The organism is Natronoarchaeum sp. GCM10025703, assembly GCF_042661985.1.
Lineage (GTDB): Archaea > Halobacteriota > Halobacteria > Halobacteriales > Natronoarchaeaceae > Natranaeroarchaeum.
Genome location: NZ_JBHSZF010000001.1, coordinates 993,719 through 1,010,652, shown reverse-complemented (window position 1 = coordinate 1,010,652; position 16,934 = coordinate 993,719). Strand labels below are relative to the sequence as shown.

Genomic DNA, 16,934 nt, shown 5'->3' with positions numbered 1-16,934 from the left:
ACGATACATAAAAAGACACCACCTGGCGAACAATGTCCTGCCAACTATCTCCCCACGCGGACCGTTACTGGTGGGTTGACCGCCGCCCTGCTCTCAGAACTGCATCACTCCGTCCTCGGTGACGACCTGATCGAGCAAGCGCGTCGGCGTGCAGTCGTACATCGGGTTCTCGACGGTGAACCCCTCCTTCGGTTCGAGCATTACCTCGTTGCCCGACCGGTAGGTCTGCTGGAACTCGAAGCCGTCGCCGATGAACTTCGAGGACGAACCCACCACCGTCACAGGGACGCCAACGTCGGCCGCTGTGGCAGCGATCGGATACGTCCCCACGCGGTTGTAGATCGTATTCTCGATGATGCAGTTCATGCCGATTATGACTCGATCGCAGTCGGGCAGGACGGTGCCGACCGCGCTATCGACGATCATCTTGACCTCGACATTCTCGTGCGAGGCGAACTGCCGTGCAGTCGTCCGCCCGAAGAAGTTCGGTCGGGTCTCGGTCGTGTACAGCGTAAACTCCGTCCCGGACTGGCTGGCGTATTCGAGCGCCATCGTCGCCGTCGACGAGTTCGAGTGGGTCAACAGGGTGTCGCCGTCCTCGATGAGATTCGCCGCCCGTATCGCCGCGGCCTCCTTGCTGGCTTCGACCTCCGTCACGGCGTCGTCGACGACGCTCTGGAGCTCCGCTTTCGCCTCGTCGACCGTCTCGGGGTTGGCGTCGGTAACGGCGGTGACGATCCAGCGCTGGGTCGTATGAAGGGGTGCATGCGATCGGTTTGCACCCTTGAGCACCTTGCTGTTGCGCTCGAGGTCGTACTCGAACTCCTCGACCGTGCGGTACTCCCTGTCGAGCAGTTCGAGCAGTGCCTCGGCCGCCTTGACGGCGACGACCGACGAACTCCGGGTCTCCATCTCCTTTATCTGGTTGACTGTTTGGTCGATCATCGAGTACCACACCGTGACGTCCGGATCCGAGACTGGGTCCGCTGAGTCAGGACTGGCTGCAGACTGGCAAGCATACTTAGTCCCCCAGTTTCGCTTCGACCCGTTCGATCAGTGAGGTGTTTCCGAGGAACGTCGGCGTCCGGGCGTGGATCTCGTCGGGTTCGACGTCGAGCAGTGATTGGTTCGTGTCCGACGAACTGCCGCCACTCGCTTCGATGAGGTAGGCGAGCGGTGCGGCCTCGAAGTGGACTCTGAGCTTCCCCCGGGTAGGTCTCGGTCTCGGGATAGCCAAAGAGGCCACCGTACTGTAACACCTGCGCGAGGTCTGCGACCGTCGCGCCGCCGTATCGGAGCTTCAGGTTCCGCTCGAGTTCGGTGGCAAGCGAATTGAACCCCTCGGAGCGAGCATCCTTCTTACCCGCGAGGCCGATCACGGTCGGCTCGTCCGGAAGCTCGTACTCCCCCAGCGTTCGCTGTAGCCGTCGCGGAGGAGATAATCCTGCACGATATCTCTGTCCTCGCGGGCGACGGTCATCGTGGTGTACGGCCCGAACAGAACCATCATCCCGGCGACCAGATGTCGGCCGGATGCCGGTAGCTCGGCGTCGTAGACGCCGACGATCGTACCTACGGAGTTGTTCGAAGCGAGGTTCGACGAGCCGTCCAGCGGGTCGATTGCGATCGTGTAATCGCCGTCGCCGCAGTCGACCACCCCTTTGCGCTCCTCGCTAGCGTAGCCGCCGACGCCCTCGAGCGAGGATAGCTTGTCGAAAAACAGATGATCAGCCCAGACGTCCGCATCGATCTGTGTCTCTCCGCTGGGGTTCGATCCTCCAGAGCCCTTGGCGTGATCGGGGAGGTTACTATTCACGTAATGGGCCGTATCCTGAACTGTTTGAACGATTCTGTCCATCGACTTCATAGCTGATCAGTTAGCGGTTCGCCACAGTGTTGAATCATACGTAACCACCTAACGGTGCGAGTAGTATGACATTATCTATAATTGAAGTTATTAATTCGGTTTTGAGTCAAAATATTTTGCCCCCTGAGGACCAGACAGAACGGGGGTGAACAGTCAGTTGTAGACCTGTGGGTTCGCGAGAACCGACGAAAATCGCTCCGCTTCAGTCGGTTCGTCCGGTCGCTACGACGAGGACCCCTCGCACTCGTCGTCGACTGGAATCTCGATGCCGGATTGGTCGTCCTCGAACGGGCCGTCGAGAGCACCGAACCGCCTCGCTGCCTCGTCCCGCCGGCAGAGATACGCCCTGCTGAGACGCCGCCGGACTGTATCGAATATCGACATACCCAAACGAGAATCTCCGGACGGACTTAATACTCAGTCAGACGCCCGTCTGCTGTCTGTCAAACGCCGTGGACGAACGCGGTTCCGTCGTGGGATCTTACCACTCGAACGCCTCGTGGATACCGCGACCCTCATCGTTCAGAACCGGACCGTCGACTGGGGTGATGTCACCGAGGATGGCTTCGGACCGGACCGGCGGGCCCGAACCGAGGAACTCGTCGAGTTCGTCGCCGCCGACGCTGTAGACGACGCGCCCGAACCCGGCCCGGAGCATCCCACCCGCGCACATCGGACACGGCTCCGTGCTCGTGTACATTACTGTCTCTGCGCGCTCGTCCGGCGTCAGTTCCCGGCACGCACGGTAGGCGAGATGCAGTTCCGGGTGCCGACGGGGGTCGTTTTCCGTGTTGATACGGTTCGATTCGGACATGATCACCTCGTCGTCACGGACGAGCACGGACCCGAACGGCTCGTCGCCGCGGTCACCGGCCTCGCGAGCCAATGCGAGCGCCGCGCGCATGTGAGCAGCGTGATCGAACGCCTCGAAGGCTTCGGTCGTCATAGTCGGTCTCTGGGCGGGCGGGGGAATAAATCGTCGGGCAGTCGAAGCGGCGGGCAGGCGAGGATGTCAGCACGAGCCGCAGTCGCTTGTGACTCGGTTGGGAGAACACCGTTCGGGGGAACAACTTTCATCTCACCGCGAGAATGAACCGGTAGTGACAGATACGTCGGAAGAAAGCTCGGGGCTGGGCGAGCTTACCGCGAAGCAGTATCGAGCGCTGATAGAGCAGACTTCCGACGTGATCACCGTCGTCGACGCAGAGGGGACGATCCGGTACCAGTCGCCGAACTCCGAGCGCGTCAAGCGGTGGCCACCCGAAGAGCTGATCGGCGAGAACATCCTCGACTACGTCCACCCGGAGGACAAATCCAGAGTGATCGAGCAGTTCTCGGCGCTCGTCGAGGGAAGCGGCGTCATCAAAGACGAGATCGAGTTCCGGTTCCGGACGAAGGACCGCGGGTGGATCTGGCTTGCGGTGACCGGTGCCGCACCGGGCGCGGAGGTTCCCGTCGACGGCTACGTGACGACGAGTCGGGATATCAGCCGACGGAAAGCCTACGAGCAACGCCTCGTCGGACAGCGCGATGACCTCGAAACGCTCAACGGAGTCGTCCGTCACGACATCCGAAACGACCTCCAACTCATCGCCGGGGCTGCGGAGACGCTCGAACCGCATGTCGACGATGACGGCCAGGAGCTACTCGAAACCATCCAAGAGAGTGCGAGTGACGCAGTGTCGCTCACCACGGCGGCCCGGGATCTGGCCGAGGTAATGTTGCGCCCCGACGACACCACCGACTCGATTCGACTGATGGGCATCCTGTCCGAGCAGGTCGACGCCCTCAAGTCGAGCTATCCGAACACCACGGTAACCGTCGAGGAGGTTCCAGAGACGACCGTGCAGGCCGGAGAGTTGCTCTCGTCCGTGTTCAGAAACCTGCTGACGAACGCCGTCCAGCACAACGACAAGGATGTCGCCGAGATAACGGTCTCGGGGAGAGAGCAGCCGACCGGGTGACGGTGCGGATCGCGGACAACGGCCCCGGCGTTCGCGAGTCGATGAAAGACGACATCTTCGGCAAAGGAGAGAAGGGACTGGAGAGCGCCGGAACCGGCATCGGGCTCTATCTGGTTCAGTCGCTGGTCGAGAGCTACGGGGGCGACATCCGGGTCGAAGACAACGACCCTACGGGTGCAGTGTTCGTCGTCGAACTGCAAGCCGCCGAGTGACCGGATGCTGGTCGCCTGCTCGACCCTGCTCTGCTACAGACTCGATACAGGTCCTCCAGCGAGTCGATATCCCACGTCGGCCAGACGTTGAGATCCCAGTTAGTGCGGTGGGGGCGGCGAATAAACGCCGAGTCGATCCCCGCGTTCTCGGCCGCTCGGATATCCGATTCGTTGTCGCCCACAAAGAGCGCGGAGTCGGCGTCGAGGTCGGCCAGTGCCCGGTCGAGATAGTGCGAGTTCGGTTTGCGGAGATTCAGGCTCTCGATAGTCGGCTCGCGGCCATAGGCCGCGCCGAACTGATGGGAGATATCGTAGTGGTCTAGCACGAAGTCGACCGTCTCCTGCTGGTTCGAGCTGACGATTCCCATCGAGACGTCGAGATCAGGCAGCATATCGACATCATCGTACAGGGACTTCCGCCCGGCGCGGACTTCGTCTTTCTGTGCGTTAGAGAGTGATCGTTCGCGGGCGCGCCAGAATCGCTCGGGCTCCAGATCGTACTGACCACAGATTTGGTCGACCTGTGCGGGCGTCGCGCCAACTGTCATACTGTCTACGTGATCGGCGTCCATGTCGGTTACACCGAACTGCGAGAAGGTTTCGTGGGTTGCGTCCCGAAGCACCTCGAAGCTCGTTCGTTCGACGAGGACACCGTCGTTGTCGAAGACGACGGTATCGTAGTTCACACGATACTTTGGCCGCTTGGCCTGATAAGTGTTTCACCGAGTACATTGGGACTGGGCGCGCTGATCGGTGCATAGCCTGTTCCCACCGTGTAGTAAAAATGCGTCGCGCCGCACAGAACTAGCAATGAGCGATATCGGCACCTGCGAGCGCCACGGCTACGTTTCGGGGACGATCTGTCCCGACTGCGGGAACGACGTCCCGACGCTCCTGTCAGGCGATCGACGGACACAGCTATCGAAGTTCGTTAGCGGCGCACTCCGACACTTTCCCGAGGACGCCGGACTGGAGTTGGACGATCAGGGCTGGACAGCGTTCAGCGCTGTCGTCGACATCGTCACCGACCGGTATCGCTGGGCAACGCCGGAACACGTCACGGCAGTCGTGTTCACCGATCCGAAGGGACGGTTCGAGCGCGACGTGGACGGTGGGGATGGTCACGACGAGGGGCGCATCCGGGCGGCATACGGCCACTCGGTCGATGTCGACCTCGATCCGGCGTCGACAGCGGTCCCGGACACGCTGTACCACGGCACCGCGCCGCGACACGTCGACGCGATACTCTCGGCGGGACTCAAGCCGATGAACCGACAGAAGGTCCACCTCTCGGGGACGCGGGACTCGGCGCTGTCGGTGGGCGAGCGCCACGCCGACGACCCCGTCCTGCTGGTCGTCGATGCCGAGCGACTGCAGGCTGACGGCCAGCGGGTCGTCAAGCGCGGCACGGATGTTTACACGACCGAGCGGGTCCCACCGACGTATCTGGAACTGGTCGAGGAGCACGAGTAGACGACTGGACGAGGCGTCAGGGCTGGTGGACAGACACACCGGGTTTCCGGTGGAAACTCATAGCAGGTGGCATGCAAAAGTCGTAGCGGGTCGGCGTGTGAATCAGACAGTGACGATGCAGGAGATATACGAAAGGAGTTAGCACGGTGCCGGAAATATAGGAGAAGGGTAGTGTAACTGTTACAAATTCCAGTATCTATAAGTAACTACCAGTAGTAAACAGTAACATCAGATGCCACGGTCGTACTCAATTGGCGAGTTCGCAGAGGAACTCGGTGTTCACGCTCAAACCGTCAAACGCTGGTGTCGGAACGACGACCTCGATTACACCCGAACACCGGGCGGTGAACGACGTATTCCACACCGGGAACTCCGTCGACTTGCTGGTGATACTCGTCCGACAGACCGTGTTGCACTCTACGCTCGTGTCTCCAGTCACCGCCAGAAAGACAACGGCGACCTTGACCGGCAACTCGACCAACTTACAGACTACGCCCACGAACACGGGTGGAGCGTCGAAAACACCTACACCGACGTTGGCAGTGGCCTCAACGAAGACCGTCGTGGCCTCAACTCACTCCTTGATGACGTACGAGAAGCCAACTATGGACGCATTCTCGTCACTTACGAAGATAGACTTACTCGCTTTGGCTTCTCGTATCTCGAACGGTACTTCGAGTGTTACGGTGCCACCATCACCGTTATCGAAGACGAGACGGACAAATCAGCACAGGAAGAACTCGTTGATGACCTCATCAAGCTCGTCGCCAGCTTCTCCGGCAAACTCTACGGTATGCGTTCGTCAAAAAAACAACAGATCGTCAACACCGTCGAATCCGAGGTGAACCCCGATGAGTGACCACCTCTCGCTTCCAATCCGCTTGCCAGACGACGATACCGACCGATTCGAGCGACTGGCGACACTCACGCAAAGAGTCGCCAATCACGTCCTCAAAGACCACTGGATGCCAACCCATCTCGACGGGATTGCTGACGCCTCCCATCAGGCGTGGAAATACTTTGACGAACACGAGCCGTTTGAGGGACTCGACCTGTATCTCCCCTCGCGGTTTCGACGCTGTATATTGCAGAAAGTCGGTGAAACACTGCGGAGTCACGCCGACCGACGAGACGCCTTTCAGTCCATCCAGAACGTGTTGCCCGACCACAAAATCCGACGCATCCACCGTCGTCGCATCAAAGAACGGCTTTGGGACGACGGCGACTACCTCTCGTCAGGCTACGTGGACATCCTCATCGACCAACTCAACAGTCACTACGACCGGCACGGGATGTATCCAGACACGTATGTTAAGATGCAGGACTGTCCTGAGTACGATAACGGCGTCTTGCCGTTCTCTGCGGATGATGGCCCAACGAGCGGGCAAGCTGTCAAATACCAGTACGACACCGAGACCGAGACGCTGACTATCCGACTCAAGACGCCAGACACACGTTCACCAGAGACACGCGGTGACTGGTCCTGGACAGAGTACGAACGTGGCGGCTACGAGGCGTTTCACGATCTGCTCTCTCACGGTGACCTCTCGGCTCCTGAGTTCCAACCTTCCCGTCGCAAAACTGGTGACGCCTACTACGAACTGTCCTTCCCTGTCGATGTCGAACAGACTGGGGCAAGCGACGACGGTGACTGCGTGCTGGCACTCGACGCCGGGATGCGAAAAGACATGACTGCCGTGGTGGTGACTGACGACGGCGAACAACTGTCCACGCCACAGTTCATCCAGTTCACTGACCGCGAGAAGATGCGACGACTCCACCGTGAACGAACGCGCCTGAACGACCGCCTTGCCGCGTTGCGCCGCCATGGTCGCTCGCATAGAGACGAGTTCGCTCATATCCAGAGCGAATACGAACGGGTGAACAACAAGATTCGACACAAGCGCGAGCAATTGACACACGACGTGGCCAACCAAGTCCTCGCACTCGCCCTCGTCTACGACGTGGACGCGATAGTTCACGAGGATTTGCGCTCGCTTTCTCCGCCGAGTGACGAAGGCGCGTTGTCGTGGGAGCTGTCGTCATGGGCACGACGAGACATCATCGATAACATCGAATACCGATCAGACTGTGTTGGACTCGCTGTTGAGCGGGTCTACCCGGAGGGAACGAGTCGGTCGTGTCCCCGGTGTGGTTCGACCGGCCACACCTGCAAGTCACCCGACCACCAGCAAGAACACTGGTGGGGCGGGCACTTCCGGTGTGACAATGCCCGGTGTGGGTTCGAGGGCGACCGCGACTACATCGGGGCGCTGAACGTGGCTCGCGTGTTCTTCAGCGAGACGGACGAGCTGACCACGGTTTCACATCCTCCTATACGGGGGATTCTGAAATCGTGCTAGCTGGCCGTTCCGCTGGCACGCGGTTCACGTTCGGTCGTGGTGTCGTTGCCTACGAACCCGAACAGGCAGCGGCGACCGCTGGTGGTGGGTCGGCTGTCATAGCGCCCGCTGTCGCCGTGCCGGAGTCGAACACAGATAGTAGCGATGGACGTGGCCCAGTCGTCCAACAGTGTACCCGTTTCCTACGGTGTGCTACTGAAAGCTACTGAAAATTGGAACGGTCGAAAGGATGCCAGAGGTTTTCTGGCGAATCCCGCAATATATAATTTTGTTTGTATATTACACACACACCGGGTTTCCGGTGAAAGGTGCTAGAGAGAAGGGGGAAGAGGTGACGTACATGGAGATATCATTCGAGTAATAGACAGATTTACGATGATTTTCGTAACGCAGTATTTTTGTACCATATGTGAGTAGAGTCCAGTGGCTGAATCGTCGATCGGTAAGAGAAACGACAGACTGTCGTTTCGGTCTCGAAGCGAAACTGCGATAACGGACAGTACCGAGGGGTGACCGAAAGTCCGTCAGACACCAGTGAGCCGAGTTGTGGGCGTTCTCGAACTGTAACAGCAGTAGTACCCTGGACACGATCCGGGCGCTACCCCCACCCCCACTACTATCACACGGATTTCACCGGAAACCCGGTGTGTGTCTCTCGTCAACCCACACGGAAACGGAAGCTACTTTCACCGGAAATGCGGTGTGATGTGTATGGACGCAGACGACGACCTGTTCACTCGGGAGGATCCGATCTTCGCCAACAAAGAGTTACTGGAGATCAATCATCTCCCCGAAAAGAACCGGATCGTCGGTCGAGACGACGAGATCCAGTCGCTCGCAAACGCCGTCAACCCCGCTATCTTCGGGCAAAGCCCGAGCAATTTGCTGATCTACGGGAAAACTGGGACCGGAAAATCGCTGTGCGCGAAACACGTCTCCGGCCGTCTGATCGAGACCGCCGACCAGGAGGGCGTGACGATCACCTACGCGTACATCGACTGCTCGCAGGACACCACCGAAACACAGGCAGTGCAGTCCCTCGCAGCGTCGACCAACAACCCTGACGAAACGGATGTCTCGATTCCTGACAAGGGAATCAGCACGGCGACGTACTACAAACGACTCTGGGGGATCCTCGACGACCAGTACGATGTCGTTCTGGTGATCCTGGACGAGATCGACAAACTCGAATCCGACTCGATCCTGATGCAGCTCTCCCGTGCCGGCGAAGCGGGAAAGATCGATGACTGCAAGATCGGCGTCATCGGAATCAGCAACAAGATCAAGTACAAGGATCGGATGGACGAGCGCGTCAAGAGTAGCCTCTGCGAGCGCGAGTTCGTTTTCCCGCCGTACGACGCCAATCAGTTACGATCGATCATGAACGCTCGGAAAGATGCCTTCCGCGACGACGTGCTCGAATCGGGCGTCATTCCGCGCGCCGCGGCGCTGGCCGCACAGGAACACGGGGATGCACGAAAGGCCATCGACATGCTTCGCTACGCGGGGAGATCGCACAAGCGAACGACGCCGAAATCGTCCGCGAGGAGTTCATCACCGATGCCCGAGAGAAGGCCGAAACGGATCGGTTCCGAGAGCTCATCCGTGGGGCGACACCACACTCCCGGTACGCCCTACAGGCGCTGACACATCTCTCGCTCAACGACTCCGCACAGGACGCGTTCCGGACAACCGCCATCTACGACGTCTATGAGCGACTCTGCTCGGAGGTCGGCTCCGATCCCCTCTCGCTTCGCCGTGTCCGGGACCTGCTGAAAGAACACGCGTTCCTCGACGTGCTCGAACAGTCACGACACTCGGGCGGGAGCGCCGAAGGGAACTTCACCAAGCACCGACTGCTGGAGGACCCGGAAGTCGTCCAGGACGTCCTCGTGAATATCGACTGAGACGCGTTCATCACACCGCCCGTTTCACCGGAAATCCGGTGTCTACCGGGTCCCGAGACTATGGAACCGACCTGCCGTTCCACCGGAAACGCGGTGTGGATATACCGCACGGCGAACGTTCAAACATCATCCCGAACGAGCCACGGCCATGAGCTTCGTCATCGGACGCGGAAGCGACGCCGACCCCCAGCAGGCAGGCTATCTCGGCCGGTATCGCGCACTCGACGGGAGCGAAGGCGCAACGCTACACCTGGATCTGGATGGCCCCCATGCGATGTTGATCGTCGGCAAGCGTGGCTACGGCAAGTCGTTCACGATGGGCGTCCTCGCGGAGGAACTGGCGCGCACGCCGGGCGTCGCGCCGGTACTCGTCGACCCGATGGGCGTCTTCTCGACGCTCGCGGACGGGACACAGGGCGACCCAGTTCCCGTGGAAGTGTTCGATAGCCCGGCCGTCTCGGCCGACGTGCTCGATCCGCGGTCGTGGTGTTCGCTACTCGGACTGTCGCCCGAGAGCGGTGCCGGCGGGCTGGTCTGGCAGGCCGCCCAGCACTCCACCACACTCGCGGAGATGCGGCCCCACGTCGAAGACGCGAACGCCCCGGACGCCGACACGCGGGCGGCGCTCAATCATCTCGCACTCGCCGAGTCGTGGGGCGTCTTCGATGCCGATGGGCTCGATGCTGGGGCCCTCGCGAGCAGCGCGGTCTCCGTACTGGACGTCTCGGGCCTGACGCCGCGCCGATGAACGCAGTCTGTCGGGGTGTCGGCGAAGCCCTGTATCGGGCGCGCGTCGACGAGTCCATCAACCGCCTGCCGTGGCTGTTGCTCGACGAGGCCCACACCTTTTTCGGCGGCGTCGGCGAACCAGCGCTGCACACGATCCTCACCCGCGGTCGCGCACCGGGCGTGAGCATCGTTCTGGCGACACAGCGACCGAGCGCCGTCTCCGACATCGCCATCTCCCAATCGGATGTCCTGCTCTCGCACCGACTGACTGCGGAAGCGGATCTGGCGGCACTGACTGCCGCCCAGCCGACCTACATGACCGAGTCGCTGGACGAGCGGCTCCCGACGGAACCGGGCGAGGTCATCGTGATCGACGACGCGACGGAGACGATCCACGCCGCCCAGATCCGGCTCCGTGATACGCCACATGGGGGTGAGAGTCCCTCAGCGCGCGAACTCGCGAACCTAGAGTGACCGCTCTCGGAGGGGCCCTCGCAATGGCGGACTCGCCACTGCCGGAGAGAGTACGAAAGCCAGCGGTCGAAAAAGCGTGCACACCCGGGCCCGGTGACCCAGAGAGACCAGATCCGGGCCGATCAGTCCTAGCTGAGGAGTTCGATCTCGTGGCCGTCGACGGTCTTCGTGAAGGCGTAGCGGTTGCCACAGGACTCCGGATCGCGGTAGTCCTCGGCCCCGCGTTCGAGCAGGGTCTCCCAGTCGTCGTGGAGATCATCCGAGCGAACCGCGAGATGACCCCAGGCATCGCCCATCTCGTAGCTGCTGCCGTCGTAGTTGTAGGTGAGTTCGACCGACATCGCCTCGTCGGCGGCGTCCTCGGGGTTCATGAAGTACAGCGCGAAGGAGCTGTGTTCGGAGCGTCGGAACATGTCGTATTCGAGTTTGCGGGCGTACCAGCCGATGGCGGCGTCGGCGTCCTCGACGCGGACCATCGTGTGATCGAGGCTCCAGCGCGCGCCATGGTCGCGTTCGACGATCTCGATCTCGTGGCCGTCCGGGTCCTTGACGAAGGCGTAACTGCCGCCACAGGAATCGGGGTCGCGGTAGTCCTCGACGCCGGCGTCCATCAGTTCGTCGTAGGCCTCGTAGACGTCCTCGGCGCGGACTGCGATGTGGCCCCAGGCGTCGCCCATGTCGTAGGATCGGCCGTCGTGGTTGTAGGTGAGTTCCAGCGTCGCGCCCTCCTCGTGCATGTCTTCGGGGCCGAGGTGGACGTTGGTGAAGGTGTCAGCGTCCCAGCGGCTCTTCTCCTCGTAGCCGAAGTGAGTCTGGTAGAAGTCCAGCGCCGCGTCCAGATCCTCGGTTCGCATCATCACGTGGTCGAGTGTTCCATCCATACCTACGAGTTGGTGGCGGATCGTCAATAACGTACTGGATCCGGACGCTGAGGCCGGGTGCGCGTCAGGTGTTGTAGACGTCGACGGTTAGGAGCGTACTGGTGTGGACGTCGACAGCCAGTGCGGAGCATTGCTGCGGTTCGAGTCGCAAACTGGGTTCGGGACGTTTCTGGTCCCTTCGTCCGTTGTTCGACGCATCGAGGCCCGTTCGATCGGCGACTCCCAGAGCAGTATTGCGACCGATCCGAGAACCAACACGCCCCCAGCGACCGAGAGTGCGATCAGCGGCGAGACGGCGTCGGAGATGACACCGCTTCCGAGTTGGAACGGGATGACGGTGAGTGCGCTCACCATCGCCATCGCGCTCAACACGGTCGCCCGCCCCAGCGTCTCGATGCGGTCGTTCACGTACTGGCCAGCGAGGACCCGCGTCGGTTCGACAGAGGCCCAGCCAACGAACAGGGCGATGAGTGCGACCGACGGCACGAACATCATCGTCATCAGCAGGCCGCCCACCAGCAGTGGCACGCCGACGAACCACCGACGCAGTCCGATCCGGTCTCGAACGAGGTCGATGCGGTAACTGACGGCCGCGGAGGCGAGATTGATCGCTGCGTAGTATATGCCCAGCAGCGTCTCGACGTCGCCAGTGGAGAGAGCGAGTCTGTAGGGGTCGTCGCGGCCAGGGACGGGAAGCGAGGTGGCCAGACTCACGTCGATCCCGGCCAGGACGGACTCGAAGACCGGTTGCAGGAAGATGAAGACGAGATAGGTAACGGCCGAGAAGAGCACGAAGTAGTAGAGAATGAACGACCGGAGACGACGCTGGCTGACGGCCTCGGTGACGACGGTCCACGCCTCGCGAAGCCCCATCTCGCTGGAGCCACTCTCCTCGTATGTCGTCGGTTCGTCGAGCGTGACGATCACGAACAGGCCAAGGCCGGTGAAGAGCGCGGCCGCGAGAAACGGATAGGCGAGGTCGAGGCCGCCGAGATAGCCGCCGACGAGCGACGCACCGACGCCCGCGGAGAGGGCAATCGACTGACCGCGGCCCCGAACGCGAGTGAACTCCTCGCTCGCAGAGACGTCGGTCAGCGTTTCGTACACCCACGCGTCCTCGGTGCCCGAGCGAAAGTTGTAGCCGAGCGACCAGCAGACGAACAGGAGCGCAAACGCGAGAAACGAACTGGCCAGGGCGAGTCCGACCAGCGTCGCGGTGATCAGCGCAGTCCCGACGAGGAGACTGTTTCGACGACCGATCCGATCGCCGATGTAGCCGGTTGGCACCTCCCCGAGGACGGTCGTTACGTTGTAAAGCGCCTCGATGATGACGATCTGCGTGAACGAGAGCCCCTGAGAGAGAAAGTACAGATACATGATCGGCCGGTAGAACTCCACCGCCTCCGTGGCCTTGAACAGGTAATACTTGAAGACTGCCCGGGAACGCGCCATATACGAGAGTTCCCGTTAGGACCCGTAATTCCTCTGGTATCTTTGCCGAGGATCTGGTGGAGAGTTCGGCGTCGATGTGGGCACCGGGGAACGCACCTCGGCAAGTAGGCTGAAGTCACTCTGGACCCTGTGACCGGGTAGTGGACTTGCGAACCCTCCTTATCGTGGCAGCGCTGGTGACCAGCCTCGGAGTCGCAGGCGGCGTGGCGGCGACCACCAGTGACGGACCGGTACCCAACAGCGATATCGCGACGGTCGACGGCATCGGCATGGACCTCCCCAGCACCCCCGACGAGATGGGCACCGCGACGCATACGGACCCACCGGTCGATGCCGTCGACAGCTATGGCGCGGCCGAAACGGTAGCGGGCGCCCCGAGCGATACGATAGACCTGAGTATCGAGCTAACCCGGCGTCCGGACAGCGCGGGCGAGGTCGGCGTCGAACTGCAGTATCGGTTGCCCGACCGGCTTACCTCCCTGGACGCCCGTCTCTTCAACGCGACGAACGTCGAATCGACCGACGGGTTCACGAAGGACGCTGAGGGCCGCTACGTCTGGGACGAGGAGACGGACACGCCGACGATTAGCTATGCGCTCTCGGTCGATCAGGAGCTAGAACAGGACGGTCCGATAGCCGGGCCGGGGACGTACGTCTTCGCCGATACCGCAGGGTGGACGGTGATGGCCCAGCCGCGACTCTCTCACGGGTGGGGGTGGCGTGGGGGCGAGGCGGTCGGACTCGACCGGACGACGACCATCGACGGTCCCGGTAGGGTGGGTAACCGGATCGCCTTCCTCGGCGAGCAGGAAACCTACACACACGAGGCACACGGCCAGCAGTTCGAACTCGTCGTTCCCGAGGCCGCGGCGCTCGCCGAGTCGCCGGACGAGATATTCACGTCGGTGAGCCACGCCTCCGACTCGTTGCAGGTCGGGAGCCGCGACGAGGAGGTGTTCATGCTCGCCGTGCCGACCGACGAGGTCGGATGGGGAGTCCGTGGACTCCAGACCGGCGGATCCGATCTCTGGGTGAGGGACAACGAAGTGCTCGATACTGCCGACAACGTCTGGGTACACGAGTACGTCCACACCCGCCAGGGCTACGAGACGAGTTCCGACGCCAGGTGGTTCACCGAAGCCACGTCGACGTACTATGCCGCCCTGCTGACACTCGAAGAAGAGCGCATCGGGTACGAGGCGTTCCGGGAGCGTCTCGACATCGGGACGCGCGAGCGCCACGCCGACGCCGTGCTCGCCGAACCGGGGACGTGGGCCCGGGGCAGTAATTACTACAAAGGTGCGCTGGCCGCAGGAGCGGTCGACCGCCAACTCAGGCTCACGACCGACGGCGGGGCGAGTTTGCAGGAACCGTTCAGCCGGATGAACGAGGCGAGCGAGCCCGTCGACCGGGAGACGATGCTCGAGTATGTCGACGCGGCTGGCGGCGACGAACCACGAGAGACTGCGGCACGGCTGACCGGGACCAGCGAGACGGCGAACGTCTGGTCAGTCGAAGAGCACGCCGCCGCCTTCGCCACACAGCCAGCCCGGATCAGCTACGCGCTACCCGGCGACCCCGACGGGATTCGCGTCGACGGCGACTATCGCGAGCGATCGCTCAGCGACGAAGAGCCGATCACCGTCGTCACGGGCGAACGGCTGACGATAGCTGGCGCGGTCGAGAACACGGGCGAGAGTCCGGGGAACTACGAGGCACGCCTCCGTGTCGACGGAGAGGTCGTCGACCGCGTTGCCGGACGCCTCGCTCCCGGCGAGGGCGAGACGGTGGAGTTGGCCCACCGGTTCGAGGAAGCCGGAGAGCGGACCATCGCCCTCGGGGACGACCAGCGCCGCGTCCTCGTCGAAGCACCCGCGACGAGCCGTGTGACTGAGGTGACCCGGACGCCCGGACGAGTCGCGCCGGGCGAGGACGTGACGGTCACAGCAACGGTCACGAACGACAACCAGCTTCCGGGCCGGGCCGACGTGACAATCCGGACTGACCGAGGAGTGATCGAGGAGACGGCCGTCGCGCTGGATGCTGACGGTGAGACGACCGTCACGACGATGGTTTCCTTCGACGAACCGGGCACCCAGCGCATTACCGTCGACGACGGCACCGACGACCGGAGCGTGAACGTCCGGGTCGCAAGCGGGGGCGCTTCCGGGCTGATTACCGACCTGGGTGATGGCTCGCTCGGCGTCGGCGCACTGACAGTGGTCGTGTTGCTCGTCGTCCTCACGGCATCGATGTACGTGTTTCGCGACGGCCAGTGACGCCAGGGGTCGTCGACTGGCGGACGACGCCGACCCGGCATCGGAGTCACGGCTATCGAAATCTATTCACCAACTGGGTCTATATATAGGGTCATGAACGACAGCCTCCATCACAGTACGCTGTGCAGGCAGCGCAACCAGGCTACCAGACGGCCGGCATGAGCGCCGTCAACAGCCTCTGGTACCTCGCAGATCAGGCGACACAGCGAGCCGAACAGGCCGCACACGACCTCAGTCGGCAGTACGAACCGACGTTCAGCTACGAACGCACCAGAACCGTCTCGCGCCATCACTTCCGGACACTCACCGAACGGATCCAGCAGACCGGGATGCCGTATGGCACGCAGAGCATCGTCCACAGGTCGTCGGGAGAACTTCTGTTGGTGCGCCACAAGGAGGTCGGTATGTGGGTCCTCCCGGGCGGTTGTGGCCACAGTGGTGAGACGTTCCAGGAGACGGCCCGCAGAGAACTGCAAGAGGAAGCCGGGATCGAGGCATCGTACGACGGGCTAGCGCTCCGGACCGACGTGACGTTGCGCTGTGGGACGACCGAAACGTGGGGCATCCTGCCCGTCTTCGCCGCCCGCGCGGAGACGACCGACCTCGCGGTCGACGACCCGGACGGGGAGATCAGCGAGGCGCGCTGGTTCGACGAGCCACCGGCTGATACTCGTGATCGCGAGGAGATACTGGCGTGGCGCGAACAGGCACGCTCGGATTAGTGAGCGACCGAGCCTTCCTGCATATCTTCGATCGTCGAGTCCCGTGACCCGTCCACCGGATCGGAGCCCTCACGGGCCGGTTGTAGCTCCGAGTCGGAAACCCACTCCCACTCGCCCGTTCCGTTTGTACCCTCATCCATCTCGCTCGTGTTGCCGTCCAGTGCGCTCGGGCGTTCCTCCGGTCCGATTGTGCCCTCATCCATCCCGCTCGTGCTCTCGCCCGTCGAGCTCCAGGTCCCGGGGTCGGCTAGCGGCCGCGTCGCGTCGTCCAGCGGGACGACCCGTTTCATCGGATACGGCGCGTGGCCGACCCTGTTGCCGCGTCGATACTCCGAAAGTTCGAACTGGTGGGCTTCGTCTCCGTCGTCGATGACGAGCACCTCGACATCGTCCGCAGCCAGCGAGTCCAGAAACTTCTCCGCCAGAGGATAGCCGTTCTGCAGGCTCGATAGGTGCTTTCGCTCCCGGGGAACGAGTGCCGCGGTCCGCCCATCGGCAAGAACGAACCTCGACACGGAGCGGGGACGTCCCCCATACAGTTGCGACATACGATAGTTTGAGTACAGCGCATCGTAATAAATTTTTGGGCTATCCCGTTCAGAATTGAACTC

13 protein-coding genes and 4 pseudogenes are annotated in these 16,934 nt (G+C 62.0%); 9 read left to right on the top strand and 8 right to left on the bottom strand.

Annotated features, from left to right (window positions below):
* Positions 1 to 93: 93 nt before the first annotated feature.
* The 4 genes and pseudogenes from ACFQH2_RS05705 to ACFQH2_RS05690 all read right to left on the bottom strand — a co-directional run bounded on the left by ACFQH2_RS05705 (position 94) and on the right by ACFQH2_RS05690 (position 2,813).
* The gene (locus tag ACFQH2_RS05705) at positions 94 to 945 is read right to left on the bottom strand and encodes a translation initiation factor eIF-2B (RefSeq protein WP_377051777.1); all 852 of its coding nucleotides are present in this window, start codon (positions 943 to 945) and stop codon (positions 94 to 96) included.
* A 76-nt stretch (positions 946 to 1,021) separates the two neighbouring features.
* Positions 1,022 to 1,867 (bottom strand): annotated as a pseudogene (locus ACFQH2_RS05700) (class 1 fructose-bisphosphatase).
* A gap of 222 nt (positions 1,868 to 2,089) precedes the next feature.
* Positions 2,090 to 2,251, bottom strand: a complete 162-nt coding sequence (locus ACFQH2_RS05695; RefSeq protein WP_377051773.1) for a hypothetical protein — start codon at positions 2,249 to 2,251, stop codon at positions 2,090 to 2,092.
* 97 nt (positions 2,252 to 2,348) lie between these two features.
* A complete protein-coding gene (locus tag ACFQH2_RS05690; protein ID WP_377051771.1) occupies positions 2,349 to 2,813 on the bottom strand; it encodes a nucleoside deaminase in 465 nt (154 codons plus the stop codon).
* A gap of 154 nt (positions 2,814 to 2,967) precedes the next feature.
* Between ACFQH2_RS05690 and ACFQH2_RS05685 the strand changes: the two genes are divergently transcribed.
* Both ACFQH2_RS05685 and ACFQH2_RS05680 read left to right on the top strand, forming a co-directional pair.
* Positions 2,968 to 3,831, top strand: a complete 864-nt coding sequence (locus ACFQH2_RS05685) for a PAS domain S-box protein (RefSeq protein ID WP_377076530.1) — start codon at positions 2,968 to 2,970, stop codon at positions 3,829 to 3,831.
* Positions 3,828 to 4,043, top strand: a complete 216-nt coding sequence (locus ACFQH2_RS05680; RefSeq protein WP_377076529.1) for a sensor histidine kinase — start codon at positions 3,828 to 3,830, stop codon at positions 4,041 to 4,043. The genes ACFQH2_RS05685 and ACFQH2_RS05680 overlap by 4 nt, the downstream gene beginning before the upstream one ends.
* 38 nt (positions 4,044 to 4,081) lie before the next feature.
* Here the strand turns inward: ACFQH2_RS05680 and ACFQH2_RS05675 are convergent.
* A pseudogene (locus ACFQH2_RS05675) lies at positions 4,082 to 4,729 on the bottom strand (HAD family hydrolase); the annotation flags it as partial.
* A gap of 124 nt (positions 4,730 to 4,853) precedes the next feature.
* Between ACFQH2_RS05675 and ACFQH2_RS05670 the strand changes: the two are divergent.
* The 5 genes and pseudogenes from ACFQH2_RS05670 to ACFQH2_RS05650 all read left to right on the top strand — a co-directional run bounded on the left by ACFQH2_RS05670 (position 4,854) and on the right by ACFQH2_RS05650 (position 10,989).
* Positions 4,854 to 5,516 carry an RNA 2'-phosphotransferase gene (locus ACFQH2_RS05670; RefSeq protein WP_377051765.1) on the top strand — a complete coding sequence of 221 codons (663 nt, stop codon included), beginning with the start codon at positions 4,854 to 4,856 and terminating at the stop codon, positions 5,514 to 5,516.
* Positions 5,517 to 5,748: 232 nt separating this feature from the next.
* Positions 5,749 to 6,375, top strand: a complete 627-nt coding sequence (locus ACFQH2_RS05665; RefSeq protein WP_377051763.1) for an IS607 family transposase — start codon at positions 5,749 to 5,751, stop codon at positions 6,373 to 6,375.
* Entirely contained in the window at positions 6,368 to 7,879 is a 1,512-nt protein-coding gene (locus ACFQH2_RS05660; RefSeq protein WP_377076528.1) for a zinc ribbon domain-containing protein, read from the top strand. The genes ACFQH2_RS05665 and ACFQH2_RS05660 overlap by 8 nt, the downstream gene beginning before the upstream one ends.
* Before the next feature lie 711 nt (positions 7,880 to 8,590).
* Positions 8,591 to 9,786: pseudogene (locus ACFQH2_RS05655) on the top strand (orc1/cdc6 family replication initiation protein).
* Positions 9,787 to 9,934: 148 nt separating this feature from the next.
* Positions 9,935 to 10,989: pseudogene (locus ACFQH2_RS05650) on the top strand (ATP-binding protein).
* Between the two features lie 128 nt (positions 10,990 to 11,117).
* Here the strand turns inward: ACFQH2_RS05650 and ACFQH2_RS05645 are convergent.
* On the bottom strand, positions 11,118 to 11,870 hold the full coding sequence (locus ACFQH2_RS05645) for a VOC family protein (RefSeq protein ID WP_377051755.1): 753 nt from the start codon (positions 11,868 to 11,870) through the stop codon (positions 11,118 to 11,120).
* Between the two features lie 87 nt (positions 11,871 to 11,957).
* Complete coding sequence (locus tag ACFQH2_RS05640; RefSeq protein ID WP_377076527.1) at positions 11,958 to 13,322, bottom strand: MFS transporter; 1,365 nt, start codon at positions 13,320 to 13,322, stop codon at positions 11,958 to 11,960.
* Between the two features lie 140 nt (positions 13,323 to 13,462).
* Here ACFQH2_RS05640 and ACFQH2_RS05635 point away from each other — a divergent pair, with 140 nt between their 5' ends.
* Positions 13,463 to 15,601: a hypothetical protein gene (locus ACFQH2_RS05635; RefSeq protein WP_377051751.1), complete on the top strand. Its 2,139-nt coding sequence runs from the start codon at positions 13,463 to 13,465 to the stop codon at positions 15,599 to 15,601.
* A 158-nt stretch (positions 15,602 to 15,759) separates the two neighbouring features.
* A complete protein-coding gene (locus tag ACFQH2_RS05630) occupies positions 15,760 to 16,323 on the top strand; it encodes an NUDIX hydrolase (RefSeq protein WP_377057006.1) in 564 nt (187 codons plus the stop codon).
* On the opposite strand, the gene ACFQH2_RS05625 is transcribed toward ACFQH2_RS05630, so the two are convergent.
* A complete protein-coding gene (locus ACFQH2_RS05625; protein ID WP_377076526.1) occupies positions 16,320 to 16,871 on the bottom strand; it encodes a hypothetical protein in 552 nt (183 codons plus the stop codon). The genes ACFQH2_RS05630 and ACFQH2_RS05625 overlap by 4 nt on opposite strands.
* Positions 16,872 to 16,934: the final 63 nt, after the last annotated feature.